This window comes from Achromobacter sp. GD03932, from assembly GCF_029839485.1.
GTDB lineage: Bacteria > Pseudomonadota > Gammaproteobacteria > Burkholderiales > Burkholderiaceae_B > Achromobacter > Achromobacter bronchisepticus_A.
The window spans coordinates 147,649-167,842 of sequence record NZ_JAOCAT010000012.1 but is presented as its reverse complement, the minus strand read 5'-3'; the positions used below and the strand labels follow the sequence as shown (position 1 = coordinate 167,842).

Below are 20,194 nucleotides of genomic sequence, written 5' to 3'. Positions count from 1 at the left end.
CGCCACGGATGCTCATGCAGGACTCATCGCCCTCCTATCCCGATCTATCGCTGCCGGACATCGGCGGCATGCCTGCCGCCGATACGCTGGTGCTGACGGTGAACAACCGCCTGTCGCGCCGGCTCACGCTGGAGCTGGCGGGCCTGCTGCGCCAGGAACGCCAGGTCAGCGAATTGCCGCGCATATTGCCGCTGTCCGCCTGGCTGGCCGATGCGGCCAATGAACTCGCGTTCGAGACGGATGGCGATGTGCCTGCCTATCGGCTGGACAGTTTCGCCACGCAGCTGGTGTGGACCGAGGCGATCCGCGCTGAAGAAGCCGAGCGCGTGCTGCTGGATGCGAGCCAGGCCGCGCGTTTGTCGATGGACGCGGACCTGCTGATGGACGAATGGCAGCTGCATGTGCCTTCGGGCGCGGATACCGACGAATATCGCGGCTTTGCGAAATGGCGGGTGCGTTACCGTCATGCGCTGGCCGGCATCGACGCCGAGGACGCCAACCAGGGCTACGCGCGCGTGCTGCGGGCGCTGGAGGACGGACGCCTGCCCGTGCCGCGCCAACTGGTGCTGGCCGGATTCACGGATATGTCGCCGCGCTTTCGTCGGCTCTTGCAGGCGTTTGAAGAGCAGGGCGCGGCCGTCGCGCAGTGGCGCGACGCGCAGCGCGTTGAAACGCCGGCGCGCAGATTCGAGGCTGCGGATCAAGGCGCGGAGTGGCGCGCCGCCGCGGCCTGGGCGGCCGAGCGCCTGAAGGCGCATCCGCAGGGCCGCTACGCCATCGTCTCGCCCCAGCTGGAGGCGGAGTCGCCTTTCGCGCGGCGGGTGTTGAGCCAGGCCCTGGCCGGGCGCGGCGGCGAAGCCGCGTACGCCTTCAACGTGGCCGTGGGACGTCCGTTGAACGAATGGCCGATGGCGCGCGCCGCGCTTGCCTGGTTGCGCGCCCTGGCCGAATGCGCGCCGGGCAAGGGCTGCGGCGTCGAGGTGCTGGGCGCGGCCCTGCTGGGCGGGCATTGCGCGGGCGACGTGCGCGACCGCGCTCGGCTGGCCTCGATCGACGCGCGCTGGCGTCGCCAAGCCCAACTGCACGTCACTCCGCAGGATTGGCGCAAGCTGCTGGCGGACCTGCCCGCGTTGGCGCAGGCCTGGAATCAGGCCATGGAAATCTGGACGCAGGGCGGCCGCCAGGCCACTTGCGACGTGTGGATGTTGCGCATGAAGGCCGCGCTGATGGCGTTGGGCTTTCCCGGCGAAGGCGTGCTGGACAGCGTTGGCTATCAGGTGATGGGGGCGTTGGGCGATGCGCTGGGCAGTTTTTCGGCGCTGGCGCCGGCCGCCGGGCGCCTGGGCGGCGTGGCCGCCGTGAACCTGCTGGAAAGCGTGGCGCGTTCCGCCTCGTTTCAGCCGCAACGCGATCCGCAGGCGCGCCTGGACGTGCTGGGTTTGCTGGAAGCCGAGGGCGGCTATTGGGACGGCGTCTGGGTGTTGGGCTTGACCGACGACGTGTTGCCGGCCTCGCCCAAGCCCAATCCGCTGTTGCCGCTGGCCGTGTTGCGCCAGGCCAAGGCGCCGCGCGCCACGCCCGAGCGCGAACGCGAATGGGCCGAGGGCATGTACGCGGCGTTGTGCCGTTGCGCGCCCGAGATCATCGTCAGCCATGCGCACATGGACGGCGAGCGCGAGCTGCGTCCGTCGCCGCTGATCGCGGCGGCAGCGTTGACGGACTGGGCGCCCGCCTCGGCGCAAGCGCTGCCGGCCTTGCCGCAGGAGTCGCTGGACGATGCGCAAGGACCCGCGTTGGCGGCCGGCAATCGTGGCGGCGGCGGCCTGGACGTGCTGGACACGCAGGCGCGCAATCCGCTGTGGGCCTTCGTGCGGCATCGCCTGGGCGGCCGCGAAATGGCGCCCTATGCGGATGCGGCCACGGTCAACGTGCGCGGCCAGTTTCTGCACAAGGCGCTGGAACTGGTGTGGGGCATGATGCCCGACCAGGACGCGCTGCACGAAATCATGGCCGAGGGCCGCCTGCCTGCCTTGCTGGAACAGGCGGTGGCGCAAGCCGCGGACGAGGAACTGAAGGATTACGCGCCCGCCTTGCGCACGCTGGAATGCCAGCGCGCCCAGGCCGTGCTGGCGTCCTGGCTGGACATGGAAGCGCAGCGCCTGCCTTTCGCGGTGGCCCAGGTGGAAAAGAACCATCAATGGCAGCGCGGCGCGCTCAACCTGAAGCTGCGGCTGGACCGCATCGACACCCTCGGCGATGGCCGCAACGTCATCGTCGACTACAAGACCGGCGTGGCGGCGGCCAAGCCCGAACCGGACTGGTCGCGCAGCCGCCCCGTGAACGTGCAGCTGCCGTTCTATGCCTCGGTGCTGGCGGACGCCGCGGGCGGCGAAGTGGCGGGCCTGGTGCTGGCGCAGATCCATGCGCGGCAGGTCGCCGCGCAGGGCCTGGCCGACGAAGACCTGGGCGTGCCCGGCGTCACGCTGGCCAGCGACAGCAAGTACTTCGACGGGCTGTCCTGGTCGGATATCCGGCAGCGCTGGCGCACGGCCATCGAAGCGCTGGCCGACGAGTACGCCGCGGGCTACGCGGCCAACGTCGCGTATCGCCGCGATGACCTGAAATATTGCGATGCACTGCCGTTCCTGCGTTTGCATCTGGACGACGAGGACGCATGAGCCATGGCTGAACAAGAACGCTTGCCGCACGACCACATGGCGCGCGCCGACGCGCTGGATCCGACCCGTTCGTTCCTGGTGCAGGCGCCGGCTGGCTCCGGCAAGACCGAGCTGCTGACGGACCGCATCCTGGCGCTGCTGGCCACGGTGAACCGTCCGGAAGAAATCGTCGCCATCACCTTCACGCGCAAGGCCGCGTCCGAGATGCATGCGCGCGTGCTGAGCAAGCTGCGCCGCGGACTGGACGCGCCGCCGGAAGCCATGCACGAGCGCCGCAGCTGGCAACTCGCGCGCGCCGCGCTGGCGCGCAACGACGAGCAGGGCTGGCATCTGCTGGATCATCCCGCGCGGCTGGCCATCCGCACCATCGACTCGTTCTGCGCGGGTCTGGTGCGCAGCATGCCATGGCTGTCGGAGCTGGGCGGCATGCCCGAGATCACGGATGATGCGCGCACCCACTACGAGGCGGCGGCGCGCGCCACCCTGGACCTCGCCGACGACTACGAGGCCGTGCGCATCCTGCTCAAGCATTTGGACGTGGACGTGCAGGCCGCCAAGGAAGCCATCGCCGACATGCTGGGCCAACGCGACCAGTGGCTGCCGCTGCTGCGCCACGGCTCCGACCGCGAGGGCATGGAAGCCATGCTGGCCGAGGCCATCGGCGAAGACCTGGACGCGCTCAGCGAGGCCATGCCCTATGGCTGGGCCGACGCGCTGTGCGGCCCGGCGCGGCTGGCTGCCGCCAATCTGCAGGATGGAGAGGCGGAAAACAAGCTGCTGGCCTTGCTGGACTGGACGGAAGAGCCGCCGCCTGACGCCGAAGCGCTGGAACTCTGGCAAGCCGTGGCGCATCTGCTGCTGACGGGTACCGGCACCTTGCGCAAGACCGTCAACAAGAACCAGGGCTTTCCCGCCAAGTGCGCGCACAAGGAGCCGTTCGTGGCGTGGCTGGAAGCCGCCGACCCGGATGCAGTCTGGGTGCGCCGCCTGCATGCGGTGCGGGACGTGCCCGCGCCGCATTTCACCGATGCGCAATGGGAAGTGCTGGGCGCGCAGCTGATGACGCTGGCGCTGGCGGTGGCGCAATTGCGGCTGCGCTTTGCCGATACGGGCGAGGTCGATTTCATCGAAATCGCGCAGCGCGCCGCGGCCGCGCTGGGCAGCGCCGACGATCCGGGCGAACTGCTGCTGAAGCTGGACGCCTCGATCCGCCATCTGCTCATCGATGAATTCCAGGACACCAGCCAGACCCAGCTGGACCTGCTGCGCACGCTGACCTCGGGCTGGCAGCAGGGCGACGGCCGCAGCCTGTTCCTGGTGGGCGATCCGATGCAGTCCATCTACCGTTTCCGCAAGGCGGAAGTGGGCCTGTTCCTGGAAGTCGCCGACATCGGCGTGGGCGAACTGCAGCCGGACTTTCTCAATCTCACCGACAACTTCCGCTCGCAGGCGGGTATCGTCGAATGGGTCAACCAGTCGTTTGCGCAATTGCTGCCCCGGCGCAGCGACGCGGCGGCGGGCGCCATCGCCTACAGCCCGTCCACCGCTTTCCATGAAGCGCTGCCGGAACCCGCCGTGCGTTTTCACCCGGCCTGGTCGCGCGAGGGCGCGGCTCCCGCGGAAACGCAGGCCGAAGACATTGCGGTGGACCTGGTGCGCCAGGCGCTGATCGACCACAAGGGCGCCAAGCACCCCGTCGCCGTGCTGGTGCGGGCGCGCAGCCATCTGGGCAACCTGACCCGCCGCCTGGCGCAGGAAGGCATACGCTGCCGCGCGGTGGACCTGGTGCCGCTGGCCCTGCGGCCGGTGGTGGCGGACCTGGTGCAGCTGGTGCGGGCCTTGTCGCACGCCGGCGATCGTCTGGCCTGGCTGTCGGTGCTGCGCGCGCCGTACTGCGGCTTGACGCTGACCTCTTTGCAGCGCCTGTTCGGCGACGACCACATCACGCCGGTTCCGGTGCTGCTGGAACGCGCGTTGCGGATCCCGCCGCAGACCATGCCGGTGGCCTCGGCCAACGCGCCGCAGGGCTCATTGTTCGATGCGGCGCCCGAAGCGCCGGACACGCCGTCGGCGCAGAGCGTGCTTGGCGCCGACGAGTTCGAGCGCTTGCGTCAGGTGGCGGGCATCCTGCTCGACAAGCGCAATGCCTCGGGCGCCATGCCTTTCGCGGCCTGGGTGGAGTCGTTGTGGCGCCGCCTGGGCGGCCCGGCTCTGTATGCCGGCCTCTCTGTCGCCAACGACGCGGAAAGCCTGTTCCAACTGGTCGAGCGCCTGGCGCCGCACGGCGCCATTGACGTCGCGGCGCTGGATACCGGCATCGCGCGCTTGTTCGCGGCGCCGGACGCGGCGGACGAAGACACGGGCGCGGTCGAAATCATGACCATGCACAAGTCCAAGGGCCTGCAGTTCGAAACCGTCATCCTGTACGGCCTGCACCGCGCGCCGCGCGGCGACCAGGCGCCGCTGGTGCGCTTTGAGCAGAGCGGCGGCCGCGTGTTGTTCGGCCCGGTCAAGCCGCGCGCCGAAACCGAGGCCGACCCTCTGTCGCGCTACCTGGGCGCGCGCGAGGCGCGCCGCGCCTCCTACGAAATCGACCGCCTGCTGTACGTGGCCGCGACGCGGGCGCGCAAGCGCCTGCACCTCGTGGGCCACGTGTCGGTGGACGAAGCCAGCGGCCAGGTCAAGACGCCGTCCTCCGCCAGCCTGCTGGGCCGCTTGTGGCCTTGCCTGGCCATACCGACGCCGCCATCGTTGGATGGCGCAGCGGTAGTGCAGGAGGCCGACGGCCCCGAGTGGCAAGGCGAACCCTTGCGGCGCGTGGACCGCGCCGGCCTGGCTCAACTGGCGCGGGTGGCGGACGTAGCGGTCAGCCCCGGCTTCGGCGCCGCGGCGCGCGGCGCCTGGGGCGATGGCGGCGAACATCCCGCCTGGCAATTGGAGGCCGGCTACGACGCCGCCATCGGCACCTTGTCGCATGCCTGGCTGGCGCGCATCGGCCAGGACGGCGTGCAGGCCTGGTCCGCCGACGCGCTGGCCGAACGCCTGCCCGCCATGCGGCGCCAGCTGACGCGGGCAGGCATCCCGGCCAGTCAGGCCGACGCCGCCTCCGGAGCCGTGCTCGAAACCCTGCAAGCCACCCTCGCCGACGAGCGCGGCCTGTGGCTGCTGTCCCAATCCGGCGCCCGCCGCGAATGGCCCCTGATCGACGCCGCCGGCAAGGTATCCGTCATCGACCTGGCCCTCAGCACCGAGGACGGCTGGCTCATCGTCGACTACAAAACCGGCCGCCCGCACCCCGGCGAACTCCCCACCGCCTTCGCCGCCCGCATGCGTCAACGCCACGGCGACCAACTGCTGCGCTACTGCGCCCAAGTCACCGCCCTGGACGGCCGCACCGCCCGCGCCGCCCTCTACTTCCCAAGAGCACGCGCCTGGATCGACCTAAAGGAATAGCACGGAGGTAACGCAAACCCCAAGGCCTTCAAATCAGTAAGAAATTCCAGCAAGCAAAGCGCAGCGAGCCAGCCCAGCAAGGCAAAGCGAAGCGAGCCGACAGGACCAGCGAAGCGACGTCCTCACCCCCTCCCCCTCGGGGGGAGGGCCGGGGAGGGGGCGCACATTCAGCCCCCCGGGGCCCGCCAGCCGAGAGGCTAGCAAGCAAGCGAAGCGCAGCTCTGCTAGAATCTCGGCTGGCGGGCCCCTCCGCATGGTTCGGCGGTGAACCTGGTCAGGTCGGGAACGAAGCAGCCATAGTCGTTTAGGGTCAGTGCCGGAGTAAGGCTCGCCAACCGGATTCTTCAAAGCAACGTCATGACTATCCATGATGTCGTCGCTTTCAAGGGGGACGGGGTTATTTTCCAAGGATACGTTCCACGGGAATAAGCCCGTCCCCTTTGCGTTTCAGGCCGCGCGGAGCATGGATGCCATGCGCCGCGCCGAACCCCGGCAGCTGGACCGGCCATTTCGGGCCAGCTTGCGAAACAGGCTCTACAATCCACCCATGACTTATCTGGTACTGGCCCGCAAGTGGCGGCCGAGATCGTTCGATACCCTCGTGGGACAGGATCACGTGGTGCGCGCGCTGACGCATGCGCTCGACACCCAACGCCTGCATCACGCCTGGCTGTTCACGGGAACCCGCGGCGTCGGCAAGACCACGCTGTCGCGCATCCTGGCGAAGTCGCTCAACTGCGAAACCGGCATCACCTCCAAGCCTTGCGGCGTCTGTCGCGCCTGCACGGAGATCGATGCCGGACGTTTCGTCGACTACCTCGAACTGGATGCGGCTTCGAACCGCGGCGTCGAGGAAATGACGCAGCTGCTGGAACAGGCGGTGTACGCGCCGGGAGCGGGGCGCTTCAAGGTCTACATGATCGACGAAGTCCACATGCTGACCGGGCATGCGTTCAACGCCATGCTCAAGACGCTGGAAGAGCCGCCGCCGCACGTCAAATTCATCCTCGCGACCACCGACCCGCAGAAGATTCCGGTGACGGTGCTGTCGCGCTGCCTGCAGTTCAATCTGAAGCAGATGCCGGCCGACTCCATCGTCGGCCACCTGCAGGCCGTGCTCGGCCAGGAAGCGGTGGGCTTCGACGTGCCGGCCCTGCGGCTGATCGGGCAGGCGGCCGCGGGTTCCATGCGCGACGCGCTGTCACTGACCGACCAGGCCATCGCCTACAGCGCCGGCAACCTGACCGAGGACGCCGTGCGCGGCATGCTCGGCACCATCGACCAGCGGCATCTGGTGCGCCTGCTGGATGCGCTGTCCGCCGGCGACGCCAAGGGCGTGCTGGCGGTGGCGGATGAACTGGCCATCCGCGGCCTGTCCTATGCCGGCGCCTTGGCCGACCTGGCCGTGCTGCTGTCGCGCGTGGCCATCGAGCAGCGCGTGCGCGGCGTGACGCCCGCCGAGGATCCGCTGGCCGGCGATATCGCCCGGCTGGCGCTGGCCCTGCACCCGGACGCCGTGCAACTGTTCTATTCCGTGGCGGTGCACAGCCGCAGCGAACTGACCCTGGCGCCCGACGAATACGCGGGTTTCATCATGGCCTGCCTGCGCATGCTGGCGCTCAATGGCGACGCCGGCCCGCAGACCGCGCTCGAAGCGCCCGCCGCGCCTGCCCGTCAGACGGCCGATGCGGCCGCAGCGCCGGCGGCAGTCGCCGCGCCTGCGCCCGCCGCGGCGCAGCCCCAGCCCGCCCCCGCAGCCGTTCAGATGGCTGCCGCAGCCGCACCGGTTGCTGCGCCCGCCGCGCAGCTCGCCCCCGCCGCCGCGATGCCCGCGCCGCCCGTGGCCGCGCAGGCATCCGAGCCGGTCGAACCGGCCGCGCCTGCAGCCGTCGCGCAGGCGTCCGAACCGGCTCCGGCCGCTGCGGAACCCGAACCGGTTGCGCCGGAACAAGCTCCGCAAGCCGCTCAGCCAGGCAGCGTGCCGCCTTGGGAAGACCTGCCGGCCGCTGCACCGGCCGTGTCTGAAGCCGAAGCAGGCAAGACCGCCGGCTCGGCTGCGCTGGCCGTCACGCCTGCCACCGCCGCAGCCATCGCGCCCGCGCCGCAAGCCGATGACGGCGACGGCCCGCCCGCCTGGGTCGACGAAGAAATCCCGTTCGAAGCCGAAGGCGGCTTCGCACCGGACAACGGTTTTACGTCGGACCCCGACGACGATGATTTCGAAACCCTGGCCAGCGCGCCTTCGGCCGCGCCGCCCCCCGCGGCCCGCCGCGAAGGTCCGGCGCCCGCGCGCAAGCGGCAGTCGTCGCGCGCCCGCCTGACGGACATGACGTCGGAAACCTGGCCCGAGCTGGCCGCCCGCCTGCCGGTCACCGGCCTGGCGGCGGAACTGGCGCGCCAGAGCGCATGGGCCGGCGTGCAGGGCGATGCCGTCATCCTGCGCGTGGCCGTCAAGACGCTGGCCGAAAGCGAAAGCCGCGTCCGTCTGCAGACGGTGTTGTGCGAACATTTCGGCCAGGGCATACGGCTGGACGTCGAGGTCGGCGTGACGGGCGAGGCGACGGCGCATGCCGTGGCCCAGGCCGAACGCGCCGCCCGCCAGCAGGCCGCCGAAGAGGCGGTCGCGGTCGACCCGTTCGTACAGGCGCTCGTCGCCGATTTCGGCGGCCAGGTCGTCGCCGGCTCGATCCGTCACGTCGATTCCCCGGCCGCCGCTGCCTGAAGCGTCGGCCATCTCTCATTCCCCTCGTTCAAGGAAGCATCGATCATGATGAAAGGACAACTGGCCGGCCTGATGCGCCAGGCGCAGCAAATGCAGGAAAACATGAAGAAGGCGCAGGACGCGCTGGCCGACATCCAGGTCGAAGGCGCCTCCGGCGGCGGCCTGGTCAAGGTCACCATGACCTGCCGCCACGACGTCAAGCGCGTGGCCATCGATCCGTCGCTGCTGGGCGACGACAAGGACATGCTGGAAGACCTGGTCGCCGCCGCGTTCAACGACGCGCTGCGCAAGGCCGAAGCCACCTCGCAGGAAAAGATGGCCTCGGTCACCGCCGGCATGCCGCTGCCCCCGGGCATGAAGCTGCCGTTCTGAACGCAGCCCCAAGGCCGCAATGGACCCGCTACTGCCTGAACCCGAGCCGCTCGTCTCGCTGATCGAGGCGCTGCGGCGCCTGCCCGGCGTGGGCGTGCGCTCTGCCCGGCGCATGGCCTATCACCTGCTGCAGCATGACCCGCAAGGCGCGGACATGCTGGGGCAGGCGTTGGCGGGTGCCGTGCGGGACCTGAAGCATTGCGCCCGCTGCAACAGCTTCTCGGAAGAGGAAGTCTGTGGCACCTGCGTCAATCCCAAGCGCGATCCCTCGCTGCTGTGCATCGTCGAGACGCCGGCCGATCAGAACATGATCGAGTCCAGCCACGGCTATCGCGGCCTGTATTACGTGCTGATGGGCCGCGTCGCGCCGCTCGAAGGGATCGGTCCGCGCGAGCTGGATTTCGAGCGGGTGATCAAGCGCGCGACCGACGGCGTGGTGCAGGAGGTCATCCTGGCCACCAACTTCACCGCCGAAGGCGAAACCACCGCCCACTTCCTGGGCGAAGCGCTGGGCGAGCGCGGCCTGCGGGTCACGCGGCTGGCGCGCGGCGTGCCCGCCGGCAGCGAGCTGGAATACGTCGACGCCGGCACCATCGCCTGGGCCCTGATGGAGCGCAAGACCACCTGATTCCGCAGTAGTACCAGAACGCCTTGCCGGCAATGTATCGGCAACGGCAAAACAGTGAGGTAGACAAACCATGTCAGCGCTGACCGGACTGAAGGTCCTGGAACTCGGCACGCTCATTGCCGGCCCGTTCGCCGCGCGCATCTTCGGCGAATTCGGCGCCGACGTCATCAAGGTGGAAACGCCCCACGGGCCTGACGGCACGGGCGGCGGCGATCCCATCCGCAGCTGGCGCCATCTGCGCGAGGGCAACTCTCTCTGGTGGACGGTGCAGGCCCGCAACAAGCAATCCATCGCTCTCAACCTGAAAGATCCGCGCGCACGCGACATCGCCCGCAAGCTGGCGCTGGACGCCGACGTGGTGGTCGAGAACTACCGGCCTGGCGTGCTGGAAAAGTGGGGCCTGGGCTACGAGCAGCTGCGCGCGATCAACCCCGCGCTCATCATGGTGCGCCTGTCCGGCTATGGGCAGACCGGGCCCATGAAGGACCAGCCGGGCTTCGGCGCCATCGGCGAATCCATGGGCGGGCTGCGTTACGTGTCGGGCCATCCCGACCGGCCGCCCCTGCGCGTGGGCATCTCCATCGGCGATTCGATCGCCGCGCTGCACGGCGTGATCGGCGCGATGATGGCGCTGCGGCACCGCGACGCCACCGGCGGGCGCTGGAACGGCAAGCAGGGCGCGGAGTGCCAGGCGGGGCAGGGCCAGATGGTGGACGTGGCGCTGTACGAGGCCGTGTTCAACATGATGGAAAGCCTGGTGCCCGAGTACGACGTGGCCGGCGTGGTGCGCGAGCGCACCGGCGGCGCGCTGCCCGGCATCGTGCCTTCGAATACCTACACCACCCGCGATGGGCAGAACATCGTCATCGCCGGCAACGGCGACGCGATCTTCCATCGGTTGATGCGCGCCATCGGCCGCGACGACCTGGCCACGGATCCGGGACTGGTGCGCAACGACGGCCGCGCCAAACGCGTCGACGAGATCGACGGCGCCATCCAGCAATGGTGCGGCGCGCGCGGCATCGAAGAGGCGCTGGGCGCACTGAAGGGCGCGGACGTGCCGGTGGGCAAGATCCACAGCGTGGCCGACATGTTCAGCGATCCGCAGTTCCTGGCGCGCCGCATGATAGAGCAGCACCGCTTCCCGGACGGCACGCCGGTCAAGCTGCCGGCCGTCGTGCCCAAGCTGTCGGAGACGCCTGGCGAGACGCGCTGGGTGGGCCCTGTATTAGGGGAACATACCGAGGAAGTCCTGAAATCGCTGGGGTATGATTCAGCGGCTATAGAAGAGCTGGCAAAGACCGGCGCTATCGGTCTGCCCGACAACTAGGAGACAAGCACATGTCAGTCACTCGCCGTGATCTGCTCAAGATGGCCGGCGCCGCCGGCGTCATGGGCATGGCGCCCGCCATCGTGCGCGCGCAGAAGCTGGAGAAGACCAAGGTCCAGATCGCAGTCGGCGGCAAGCCGCTGATCTACTATCTCCCCCTGTCCATCGCGGAAGCCCGCGGCTACTTCAAGGACGAAGGGCTGGACGTCAGCATCGCCGACTTCGCGGGTGGCTCCAAGGCCCTGCAGGCCGTGGTGGGCGGCAGCGCCGACATCGTGTCGGGCGCGTTCGAGCACACCTTGTCCATGCAGTCCAAGGGCCAGGCCTATCGCGCCTTCGTGCTGCAGGGCCGCGCGCCGATGATAGGCGTGGGCGTGTCCAAGAAGAACCTGCCCAACTACAAGAGCGCCGCCGACCTGAAGGGCAAGAAGATCGGCGTGACCGCGCCGGGTTCGTCCACCAACATGGTGGTCAGCTTCTTCCTGGCCAAGCACGGCCTGAAGGCCTCGGACGTGTCCATCATCGGCGTAGGCGCCGGCGCGGGCGCCGTGACCGCGCTGCGCAGCGGCCAGATCGACGCCATCTCCAACACCGACCCCGTGGTGTCGATGCTGGAAATGCCGGGCGACATCCAGATCATCGTCGACACGCGCACGCTCAAGGACACCAAGGAAATCTTCGGCGGCAACATGCCGGCGGGCTGCCTGTATGCCCCGCAAGCCTTCCTCGATGCCAACCCCAACACCACCCAGGCCCTGGCCAATGCGCTGGTGCGCGCCGACAAGTGGATCCAGAAGGCTGGCGCCGACGAAATCGCCAAGGTCGTGCCGGAAACCTATCTGCTGGGCGATCCGGCCGTCTACAAGGCCGCCATCGCCAAGAGCCTGGAAGGCCTGTCGCCGGACGGCCTGATCCCCGAGGATGGCGCGGCCACCGCGCTCAAGGCGCTGGCCGCCTACCAGGCGGACTTCGACGGTTCCAAGATCGACCCGTCCAAGGTCTGGACCAACGACTACGCGCGCCGCGCCAACGAGAAGTACCCCAATGGCTGAAGCTGCGCTGTCGCTGGAAAGCATCAGCTGCACCTTTGTCTCCCGCGACGACCGCTCGCAGCGCTACACCGCCGTCAGCGACACGACCCTGGCCATCGCGCCAGGGGAGTTCGTGTCGGTGGTGGGCCCGACCGGATGCGGCAAGTCCACCCTGCTCAACGTCAGCGCCGGCCTGTTGGCGCCGTCCTCGGGCAGCGTGAAGGTGTTCGGACAGCCGCTATCCGGCATCAATGAGCGCGCCGGCTACATGTTCCAGGGCGAGGCCCTGCTGCCCTGGCGCAGCGCGCTGGACAACGTGGTGGCGGGCCTGGACTTTGCCGGCGTGCCTCGGCAGCAGGCGCTGGAGCGCGGCCGCGAATGGATGCGCCGCGTGGGCCTGGGCGGCTTCGAAAGCCGCTATCCGCACCAGATGTCGGGCGGCATGCGCAAACGCACGATGCTGGCGCAGACGCTGATCCGCGATCCCGACATCATCCTGATGGACGAGCCGTTCTCGGCGCTGGATATCCAGACGCGCCAGCTCATGGAGAACGAGGTCCTGGACCTGTGGATGGCCAAGCGCAAGGCGGTGCTCTTCATCACGCACGACCTGGACGAGGCCATCGCCATGAGCGATCGCGTGGTGGTGCTGTCGGCCGGGCCGGGCACGCACCCCATCGGTGAATTCGCCATCGACCTGCCGCGTCCGCGCGACGTGGCCGAAGTGCGCACGCATCCGCGCTTCGTCGAATTGCACTCCGCCATCTGGGGAGTGTTGCGCGAAGAAGTCCTAAAGGGCTACGCCCAACAGAAGCGAGCCTAAAGATGAGGCCCACCCCCGAAGCGCCTTTGGCGCTTCCCCCTCAAGGGGGCGCCGCAGGCGGACCGGCGAAGCCGGATCCGCGGCGGCCGGGCTTGGCGTATGCCTGCTGTCTAAGCAGAACGAGGCGTGCAAGCGCCCTGGAGTGGTGAGATGTCGAAGTCTTTGATCAAACCCGGTTCGGCCAGCCTGCGCTTCTGGCAGTTGCTGCTGCTCGTCATCATTCTGCTCGTTTGGCACTTCGCGTCGCGCGATCCCAAGGTGGCCTTCTTCTTCGGCGAACCCTTGAAGGTGTGGGGCCGCATCTGGGCCTGGTTCGTCACCAATGCGGACATCTATACCCACCTGGGCGTGACGCTGACCGAGACCGTGCTGGCGTTTTTCATCGGCACCATCGCCGGCCTGGCCTTCGGCCTGTGGCTGGGCCTGTCGCCCGGCGCAAGCGCGATCCTCGATCCCTACATCAAAGCCGCCAACTCGATGCCGCGCGTCATCCTGGCGCCCATCTTCGGCATGTGGTTCGGCCTGGGCATCTGGTCCAAGGTGGCGCTGGCCGTGACGCTGGTGTTCTTCATCGTGTTCTTCAACGTCTACCAGGGCGTGCGCGAAGTCAGTCCCACCTTGCTGGACAACGCCAGGATGCTGGGCGCGCGCCGCCGCCAGCTGTTGCGTCACGTGTACCTGCCGTCTGCCACCAGCTGGGTGTTCTCCAGCCTGCATACTTCGGTGGGCCTGGCCTTCGTGGGCGCGGTGGTGGGCGAGTATCTGGGCTCCGCCAGCGGCGTGGGCTATCTGATCCTGCAGGCCGAAGGCACGTTCGACGTCAACACCGTGTTCGCGGGCATCATCGTGCTCACGGCTTTTGCGCTGGTGCTGGACGCCATCGTCGGCATGGGCGAAAAGCGGCTGATGAAATGGCAGCCCAGGTCCGGCGAAACCGAAAAGATCTGACCGGAGTTTTCCATGGCCCGTCTCCCCTACGCCGACCTGACCCATCCCGAAGCCAAGCCCCTGGTCGACCGCATCGTCGCCGAACGCGGCAGCGTCCTGCACCTGTACCAGATGCTGCTGCACAGTCCTGCGGTGGCGGGCGGTTGGCTCAATTACCTGACCTCGATCCGCCAGCTCAGCACCTTGCCGGGCGATCTGCGCGAGCTGGTCATCATGCGCGTGGCGGCCATCAACGGCGCGCCCTACGAGGCTGACCAGCACGCGCCGATCGCGCTGAAAGAAGGCGTTTCGCAGGCGCAGCTGGACGCGCTGAATGACTGGGCGGCGTCAGACCTGTTCGATGAACGCGAAAGGGCGGTGCTGGCCTATACCGACGCCATGACGCGCCACGTGCAGGTGCCGGAACCCGTGTTCCAGGCGGCGAAGGCGGCGATGGGTTCCGAAAAGCTCATCGTGGAGCTGACCGCGACGGTGGCGGCCTACAACATGGTGTCGCGCTTCCTGGAAGCGCTGCAGGTGCACTCTCACGATCATCGTTGAGGCAGGCGCGCGGCTGCGGGCCGCGCATTCCCTTGCCTGCGCGGGCGCCGCGGCGCCCGCCCTGATCAGGCGCGTTGCGCCTCGATCAACGTATCCAGCTTGACCGCGTCCGCCACGAACAGGCGGATGCCCTCCGACAGCTTCTCGCTGGCCATCGCGTCCTCGTTGAGCAGGGTGCGGAAGGTGACTTCGTCCGCGCCGATGCGGGCGAGGTTGGCGGGCACGTCGTCGGCGCGCAATTGCGCGGGCGCGTCGCCCTCGGTGCCGGCCAGCTTGGTCAGCAGCTCGGGGCTGATGGTCAGCAGGTCGCAGCCCGACAAAGCCAGGATCTGGCCCACGTTGCGGAAGCTCGCGCCCATGATTTCGGTGGGGATGTCGAAGTGCTTGTAGTACTGGTAGATCCGCGTGACGGACAGCACGCCGGGGTCGCGCGCGCCGGCATTGTCGGCCTCGACCCAGCTGGCGCCGGCGGACTTCTTGTGCCAGTCGTAGATGCGGCCGACGAAAGGCGAGATCAGCTGCACGCGGGCATCGGCGCAGGCCACGGCCTGCGGCAGCGAGAACAGCAGGGTCAGGTTGCAGCGCACGCCTTCCGATTGCAGGGCGCGGGCGGCCTGGATGCCTTCCCAGGTCGAGGCGATCTTGATCAGCACGCGCTCGCGCGGCACGCCGGCGGCTTCGTACAGGGCGATCAGGCTGCGGGCGCGCTCGATGGTGGCGCGGGTGTCAAAGGACAGGCGGGCATCCACCTCGGTCGATACGCGGCCGGGCACGATGTCCAGGATGGCGCGGCCGAAGGCCACCAACAGGCGGTCCATCAGTTCGGCGGTGGGCGCGCTGCGGTGTTCGCGCGCGGTCTTTTCCAGCAGGGGGCGGTAGGCGTCCTGCTGGACGGCCTTGAGAATCAGGGACGGGTTTGTGGTGGCGTCGGTCGGACGCAACGCCTTCATCGCTTCGAAATCCCCCGTGTCGGCGACGACGGTGGTGTGGTTGCGCAGGGCGTCAAGTTGGCTGGACATGGACGGTACGGCTCGCTGCAGGCTAGGGTTGAAGGTGTCCTAGCGTATCACTGAGGCCGCAGGCGCGCTGCCGGCCGGACGGTGGAGGGGGGCGGCGGGACGCGGAAAAACAGCCCAAAACCCCGTTTCCGGCCTTATTTGGCGCGGTTCCCCGAGAAAAACGGCCGCTCAAGGTATAATCCGAAGGTTTGATTATCGATTCTAAAACCGGGGTTTACTGTGCTGCCGCAACTCTTTCCCGAGGGGATCAACCGCTTCCCTCCTGCAATTCTGGCTCTGGCGGACGGTACCATTTTTCGAGGCGTGTCGATCGGTGCGCCTGGGCATACCGTTGCCGAAGTGGTGTTCAACACCGCGATGACCGGGTACCAGGAAATTCTCACCGATCCCAGCTATAGCGGCCAGATCGTCACGCTGACCTATCCGCACATCGGCAATACCGGCGTCAACGCCGAAGACGTGGAAGCCAAGCGCGTCTTTGCCGCCGGCCTGGTGGTCCGTGACTGTCCCGCTCGCGTGTCGAACTTCCGTTCCACGCAATCGTTGCCTGAGTACCTCTCCGAGCAAGGCGTCGTCGCCATTTCCGGCATCGACACCCGCAAGCTCACCCGCATCCTGCGTGAAAAGGGCGCCCAGGGCGCCTGCATCTTCGTCGGCACCGACGCCGAGCGCGCCGTCGAACTGGCCCGCGGCTTTGCCGGCATGGCCGGCCAGGACCTGGCCAAGGTGGTGTCGCTCAAGGATCGCGCCGAATGGACCGAAGGCACCTGGCAGCTGGGCGAGGGCTTCTCCAAGCCCGACCAGTCCAAGTTCCACGTCGTGGCCTACGACTTCGGCATCAAGACCAACATCCTGCGCCTGCTGGCCGACCGCGGCTGCCGCCTGACGGTGGTGCCGGCCCAGACCAGCGCCGAGGAAGTCCTCAAGCTCAACCCCGACGGCGTGTTCCTGTCCAACGGCCCCGGCGACCCCGAGCCCTGCGACTACGCCATCGAGGCCACGCGCGCCTTCCTGGACAAGAAGCTGCCGGTGTTCGGCATCTGCCTGGGCCACCAGATCATGGGCCTGGCGCTGGGCGGCAAGACGCTCAAGATGAAGACCGGCCACCATGGCGCCAACCACCCCGTGCAGGACCTCCAGTCCAAGCGCGTGTTCATCACCAGCCAGAACCACGGTTTCGCGGTCGACGCGGCCAGCCTGCCGGCCAACGCGCGCGTGACGCACGTCTCGCTGTTCGACGGCACGCTGCAGGGCTTCGAGCTCACCGACCGCCCGGCCTTCTGCTTCCAGGGTCACCCCGAAGCCAGCCCGGGTCCGCACGACATCCTTGAACTGTTCGACAAGTTCATCGCCCTGATGTCCGGCCAAAAGTAAAGATTGCATCATGCCCAAGCGTACAGACCTAAAAAGCATACTCATCATCGGCGCCGGCCCCATCATCATCGGGCAGGCCTGCGAATTCGACTATTCCGGCGCACAGGCGTGCAAGGCGCTCAAGGCCGAGGGCTACCGCACCATCCTGGTGAACAGCAACCCGGCCACGATCATGACGGACCCGGAAACGGCCGACGTCACCTACATCGAGCCCATCACCTGGCAAGCCGTCGAAAAGATCATCGAGCGTGAAAAGCCCGATGCGCTGCTGCCGACCATGGGCGGCCAGACCGCGCTGAACTGCGCCCTGGATCTGGCCCACCACGGCGTGCTGAAGAAGCACAACGTCGAACTGATCGGCGCCAACGAGCACGCCATCGAAAAGGCCGAGGACCGCCAGAAGTTCAAGCAGGCCATGACCGACATCGGCCTGGAATCGGCCAAGTCGGGCGTCGCCCACAGCATGGACGAAGCCTGGGAAGTCCAGCGCCGCATCGCGGCCGAAGTCGGCACCTCCGGCTTCCCCGCCGTGATCCGCCCCAGCTTCACCATGGGCGGTTCGGGCGGCGGCATCGCCTACAACGCCGAAGAATTCGAAACCATCTGCCGCCGCGGCCTGGAAGCTTCGCCCACCAGCGAACTGCTGATCGAAGAGTCGCTGCTGGGCTGGAAGGAATTCGAGATGGAAGTGGTCCGCGACAAGGCGGACAACTGCATCATCGTCTGCTCCATCGAAAACCTGGACCCGATGGGCGTGCACACGGGCGACTCGATCACCGTGGCGCCGGCCCAGACGCTGACCGACAAGGAATACCAGATCATGCGTAATGCATCGATCGCGGTGTTGCGCGAGATCGGCGTGGATACGGGCGGTTCGAACGTGCAGTTCGCCGTCAATCCCAAGAACGGCCGCATGATCGTCATCGAGATGAACCCGCGCGTGTCGCGTTCGTCGGCGCTGGCGTCCAAGGCCACCGGCTTCCCCATCGCCAAGGTCGCCGCGCGCCTGGCCGTGGGCTACACGCTGGACGAGCTCAAGAACGAAATCACCGGCGGCGCCACGCCTGCCTCGTTCGAACCCTCGATCGACTACGTGGTCACCAAGGTGCCGCGTTTCGCCTTCGAGAAATTCCCCACCGCCGACGCGCGCCTGACCACCCAGATGAAGTCGGTGGGCGAAGTCATGGCCATCGGCCGCACCTTCCAGGAATCCTTCCAGAAGGCGCTGCGCGGCCTGGAAGTGGGCGTGGACGGCCTGAACCAGAAGACCACCGACCGCGAAAAGCTGCAGGTCGAACTGGGCGAGCCCGGTCCGGAACGCATCTGGTACGTGGGCGATGCCTTCGCGCAGGGCTTCACGCTGGACGAAGTGCACAACATCACGCACATTGACCCGTGGTTCCTGTCGCAGATCAAGGAAATCGTCGACATCGAACTGGCGCTGGAACAGAAGACGCTGGCCGACCTGGATTACGCCACGCTGTGGGAACTCAAGCGCCGCGGTTTCTCCGACCGCCGCCTGGCCTTCCTGCTGGATTCCTCGGAATCCGAGGTACGCAAGTTGCGTCACCAGCTGAACGTGCGCCCGGTCTACAAGCGCGTCGACACCTGCGCCGCCGAATTCGCCACCCGCACGGCCTACATGTACTCGACCTACGAGGAAGAGTGCGAAGCCGCGCCCACCGACCGCAAGAAGATCGTGGTGCTGGGCGGCGGTCCGAACCGCATCGGCCAGGGCATTGAATTCGACTACTGCTGCGTGCATGCCGCGCTGGCGCTGCGCGACGACGGGTACGAGACCATCATGGTCAACTGCAACCCGGAAACCGTGTCCACCGACTACGACACCTCGGACCGCCTGTACTTCGAGCCGCTGACGCTCGAAGACGTGCTCGAGATCGTCCACAAGGAAAACCCGGTCGGCATGATCGTCCAGTACGGCGGCCAGACCCCGCTGAAGCTGGCGCGCGCCCTGGAAGCCAACGGCGTGCCCATCATCGGCACCAGCCCCGAATCCATCGACGTGGCCGAAGACCGCGAGCGCTTCCAGAAGCTGCTCAACAAGCTCGGCCTGCGCCAGCCGCCCAACCGCACCGCGCGCACCGAAGGCGAGGCCCTGGCCCACGCCGCCGAAATCCGCTATCCCCTGGTCGTGCGTCCCAGCTACGTGCTGGGCGGCCGCGCCATGGAAATCGTGCACGAGCAGCAGGACCTCGAGCGCTACATGCGCGAGGCCGTGAAGGTCAGCAATGACTCGCCCGTGCTGCTGGACCGCTTCCTGAACAACGCCACCGAAGTGGACGTGGACTGCCTGGCCGACGGCGAAACCGTCTTCATCGGCGGCGTCATGGAACACATCGAGCAGGCCGGCGTGCACTCGGGCGACTCGGCTTGCAGCCTGCCGCCGTACTCGCTGTCGGCGGAAGTCATCGCCGAGATCAAGCGCCAGACCACCATGATGGCCAAGGCGCTGAACGTCAGCGGCCTGATGAACGTGCAGTTCGCCATCCAGGGCGGCGATGTCTACGTGCTGGAAGTGAACCCGCGCGCCTCGCGCACGGTGCCCTACGTTTCCAAGGCCACCGGCCTGCAACTGGCCAAGATCGCCGCGCGCGCCATGGCCGGCCAGACCCTGGCCGCGCAAGGCATCACCAAGGAAGTCGTGCCGCCTTACTTCTCGGTCAAGGAAGCCGTGTTCCCGTTCGTGAAGTTCCCGGGCGTGGACACCATCCTGGGCCCGGAAATGAAGTCGACCGGTGAAGTGATGGGCGTGGGCACGAGCTTCGGCGAAGCCTTCGTCAAGTCGCAGCTGGCCGCGGGCGTGCGCCTGCCGGAATCCGGCACGGTGTTCATCAGCGTCAAGAACCAGGACAAGCCCCTGGCGGTGGAAGTGGCGCGCGGCCTGCATGCGCTCGGCTTCAAGCTGGTCGCCACGCGCGGCACGGCCGCCGAGATCGAAGCCGCCGGCATCCCGGTGCAGCTGGTGAACAAGGTCACCGAAGGCCGTCCGCATATCGTCGACATGGTGAAGAACGGCGAGATCTCGCTGGTCATCAACACCGTCGAAGAGCGCCGCAACGCCATCGCCGACTCGCGCACCATCCGCACCCAGGCGCTGGCCGCCCGCGTGACCTTCTTCACGACCATCGCCGGCGCCCGCGCCGCGGTCGAAGGCATGCAATACCTGCGCCAAGGCCTGGGCCTGCAGGTCTATCCGCTGCAGGATCTGCACGCTTCCTTGCAAGCCTAAGCCGGCAAGCGACACAATAGGGCACG

Annotated in this window: 13 protein-coding genes and 1 other RNA gene; 13 read left to right on the top strand and 1 reads right to left on the bottom strand. The window is 67.8% G+C overall.

The window, feature by feature from the left end; genetic code table 11:
- The first annotated feature begins 14 nt into the window (after window positions 1–14).
- The 11 genes from N5C88_RS13730 to N5C88_RS13680 all read left to right on the top strand — a co-directional run bounded on the left by N5C88_RS13730 (window position 15) and on the right by N5C88_RS13680 (window position 14,525).
- The gene (locus N5C88_RS13730; protein WP_280015495.1) at window positions 15–2,678 is read left to right on the top strand and encodes a PD-(D/E)XK nuclease family protein; all 2,664 of its coding nucleotides are present in this window, start codon (window positions 15–17) and stop codon (window positions 2,676–2,678) included.
- Between the two features lie 3 nt (window positions 2,679–2,681).
- Complete coding sequence (locus N5C88_RS13725) at window positions 2,682–6,131, top strand: UvrD-helicase domain-containing protein (RefSeq protein ID WP_280015494.1); 3,450 nt, start codon at window positions 2,682–2,684, stop codon at window positions 6,129–6,131.
- 238 nt (window positions 6,132–6,369) lie between these two features.
- Window positions 6,370–6,467: signal recognition particle sRNA small type (gene ffs, locus N5C88_RS13720), an RNA gene on the top strand.
- Window positions 6,468–6,678: 211 nt separating this feature from the next.
- The gene (locus N5C88_RS13715; RefSeq protein WP_059380177.1) at window positions 6,679–8,853 is read left to right on the top strand and encodes a DNA polymerase III subunit gamma/tau; all 2,175 of its coding nucleotides are present in this window, start codon (window positions 6,679–6,681) and stop codon (window positions 8,851–8,853) included.
- Between the two features lie 45 nt (window positions 8,854–8,898).
- Window positions 8,899–9,225 carry a YbaB/EbfC family nucleoid-associated protein gene (locus N5C88_RS13710; protein ID WP_013395612.1) on the top strand — a complete coding sequence of 109 codons (327 nt, stop codon included), beginning with the start codon at window positions 8,899–8,901 and terminating at the stop codon, window positions 9,223–9,225.
- A gap of 19 nt (window positions 9,226–9,244) precedes the next feature.
- The gene (recR, locus tag N5C88_RS13705; protein WP_059380176.1) at window positions 9,245–9,853 is read left to right on the top strand and encodes a recombination mediator RecR; all 609 of its coding nucleotides are present in this window, start codon (window positions 9,245–9,247) and stop codon (window positions 9,851–9,853) included.
- 70 nt (window positions 9,854–9,923) lie between these two features.
- Window positions 9,924–11,183, top strand: a complete 1,260-nt coding sequence (locus N5C88_RS13700; protein WP_280015493.1) for a CoA transferase — start codon at window positions 9,924–9,926, stop codon at window positions 11,181–11,183.
- Window positions 11,184–11,194: 11 nt separating this feature from the next.
- Window positions 11,195–12,235: an ABC transporter substrate-binding protein gene (locus N5C88_RS13695; protein ID WP_054451384.1), complete on the top strand. Its 1,041-nt coding sequence runs from the start codon at window positions 11,195–11,197 to the stop codon at window positions 12,233–12,235.
- Window positions 12,228–13,037: an ABC transporter ATP-binding protein gene (locus N5C88_RS13690; RefSeq protein WP_059380174.1), complete on the top strand. Its 810-nt coding sequence runs from the start codon at window positions 12,228–12,230 to the stop codon at window positions 13,035–13,037. The genes N5C88_RS13695 and N5C88_RS13690 overlap by 8 nt, the downstream gene beginning before the upstream one ends.
- A gap of 150 nt (window positions 13,038–13,187) precedes the next feature.
- Window positions 13,188–13,985, top strand: a complete 798-nt coding sequence (locus N5C88_RS13685) for an ABC transporter permease (protein WP_059380173.1) — start codon at window positions 13,188–13,190, stop codon at window positions 13,983–13,985.
- 12 nt (window positions 13,986–13,997) lie between these two features.
- A complete protein-coding gene (locus tag N5C88_RS13680; protein ID WP_280015492.1) occupies window positions 13,998–14,525 on the top strand; it encodes a carboxymuconolactone decarboxylase family protein in 528 nt (175 codons plus the stop codon).
- Between the two features lie 65 nt (window positions 14,526–14,590).
- On the opposite strand, the gene tal is transcribed toward N5C88_RS13680, so the two are convergent.
- The gene (tal, locus tag N5C88_RS13675; RefSeq protein WP_251881155.1) at window positions 14,591–15,544 is read right to left on the bottom strand and encodes a transaldolase; all 954 of its coding nucleotides are present in this window, start codon (window positions 15,542–15,544) and stop codon (window positions 14,591–14,593) included.
- Between the two features lie 219 nt (window positions 15,545–15,763).
- Between tal and carA the strand changes: the two genes are divergently transcribed.
- Both carA and carB read left to right on the top strand, forming a co-directional pair.
- Entirely contained in the window at window positions 15,764–16,918 is a 1,155-nt protein-coding gene (gene carA / locus N5C88_RS13670; protein WP_059380170.1) for a glutamine-hydrolyzing carbamoyl-phosphate synthase small subunit, read from the top strand.
- Window positions 16,919–16,928: 10 nt separating this feature from the next.
- Window positions 16,929–20,168 (top strand): carbamoyl-phosphate synthase large subunit, encoded by a 3,240-nt coding sequence (gene carB / locus N5C88_RS13665; RefSeq protein WP_280015491.1) that lies wholly within the window; start codon window positions 16,929–16,931, stop codon window positions 20,166–20,168.
- Window positions 20,169–20,194 lie beyond the last annotated feature (26 nt).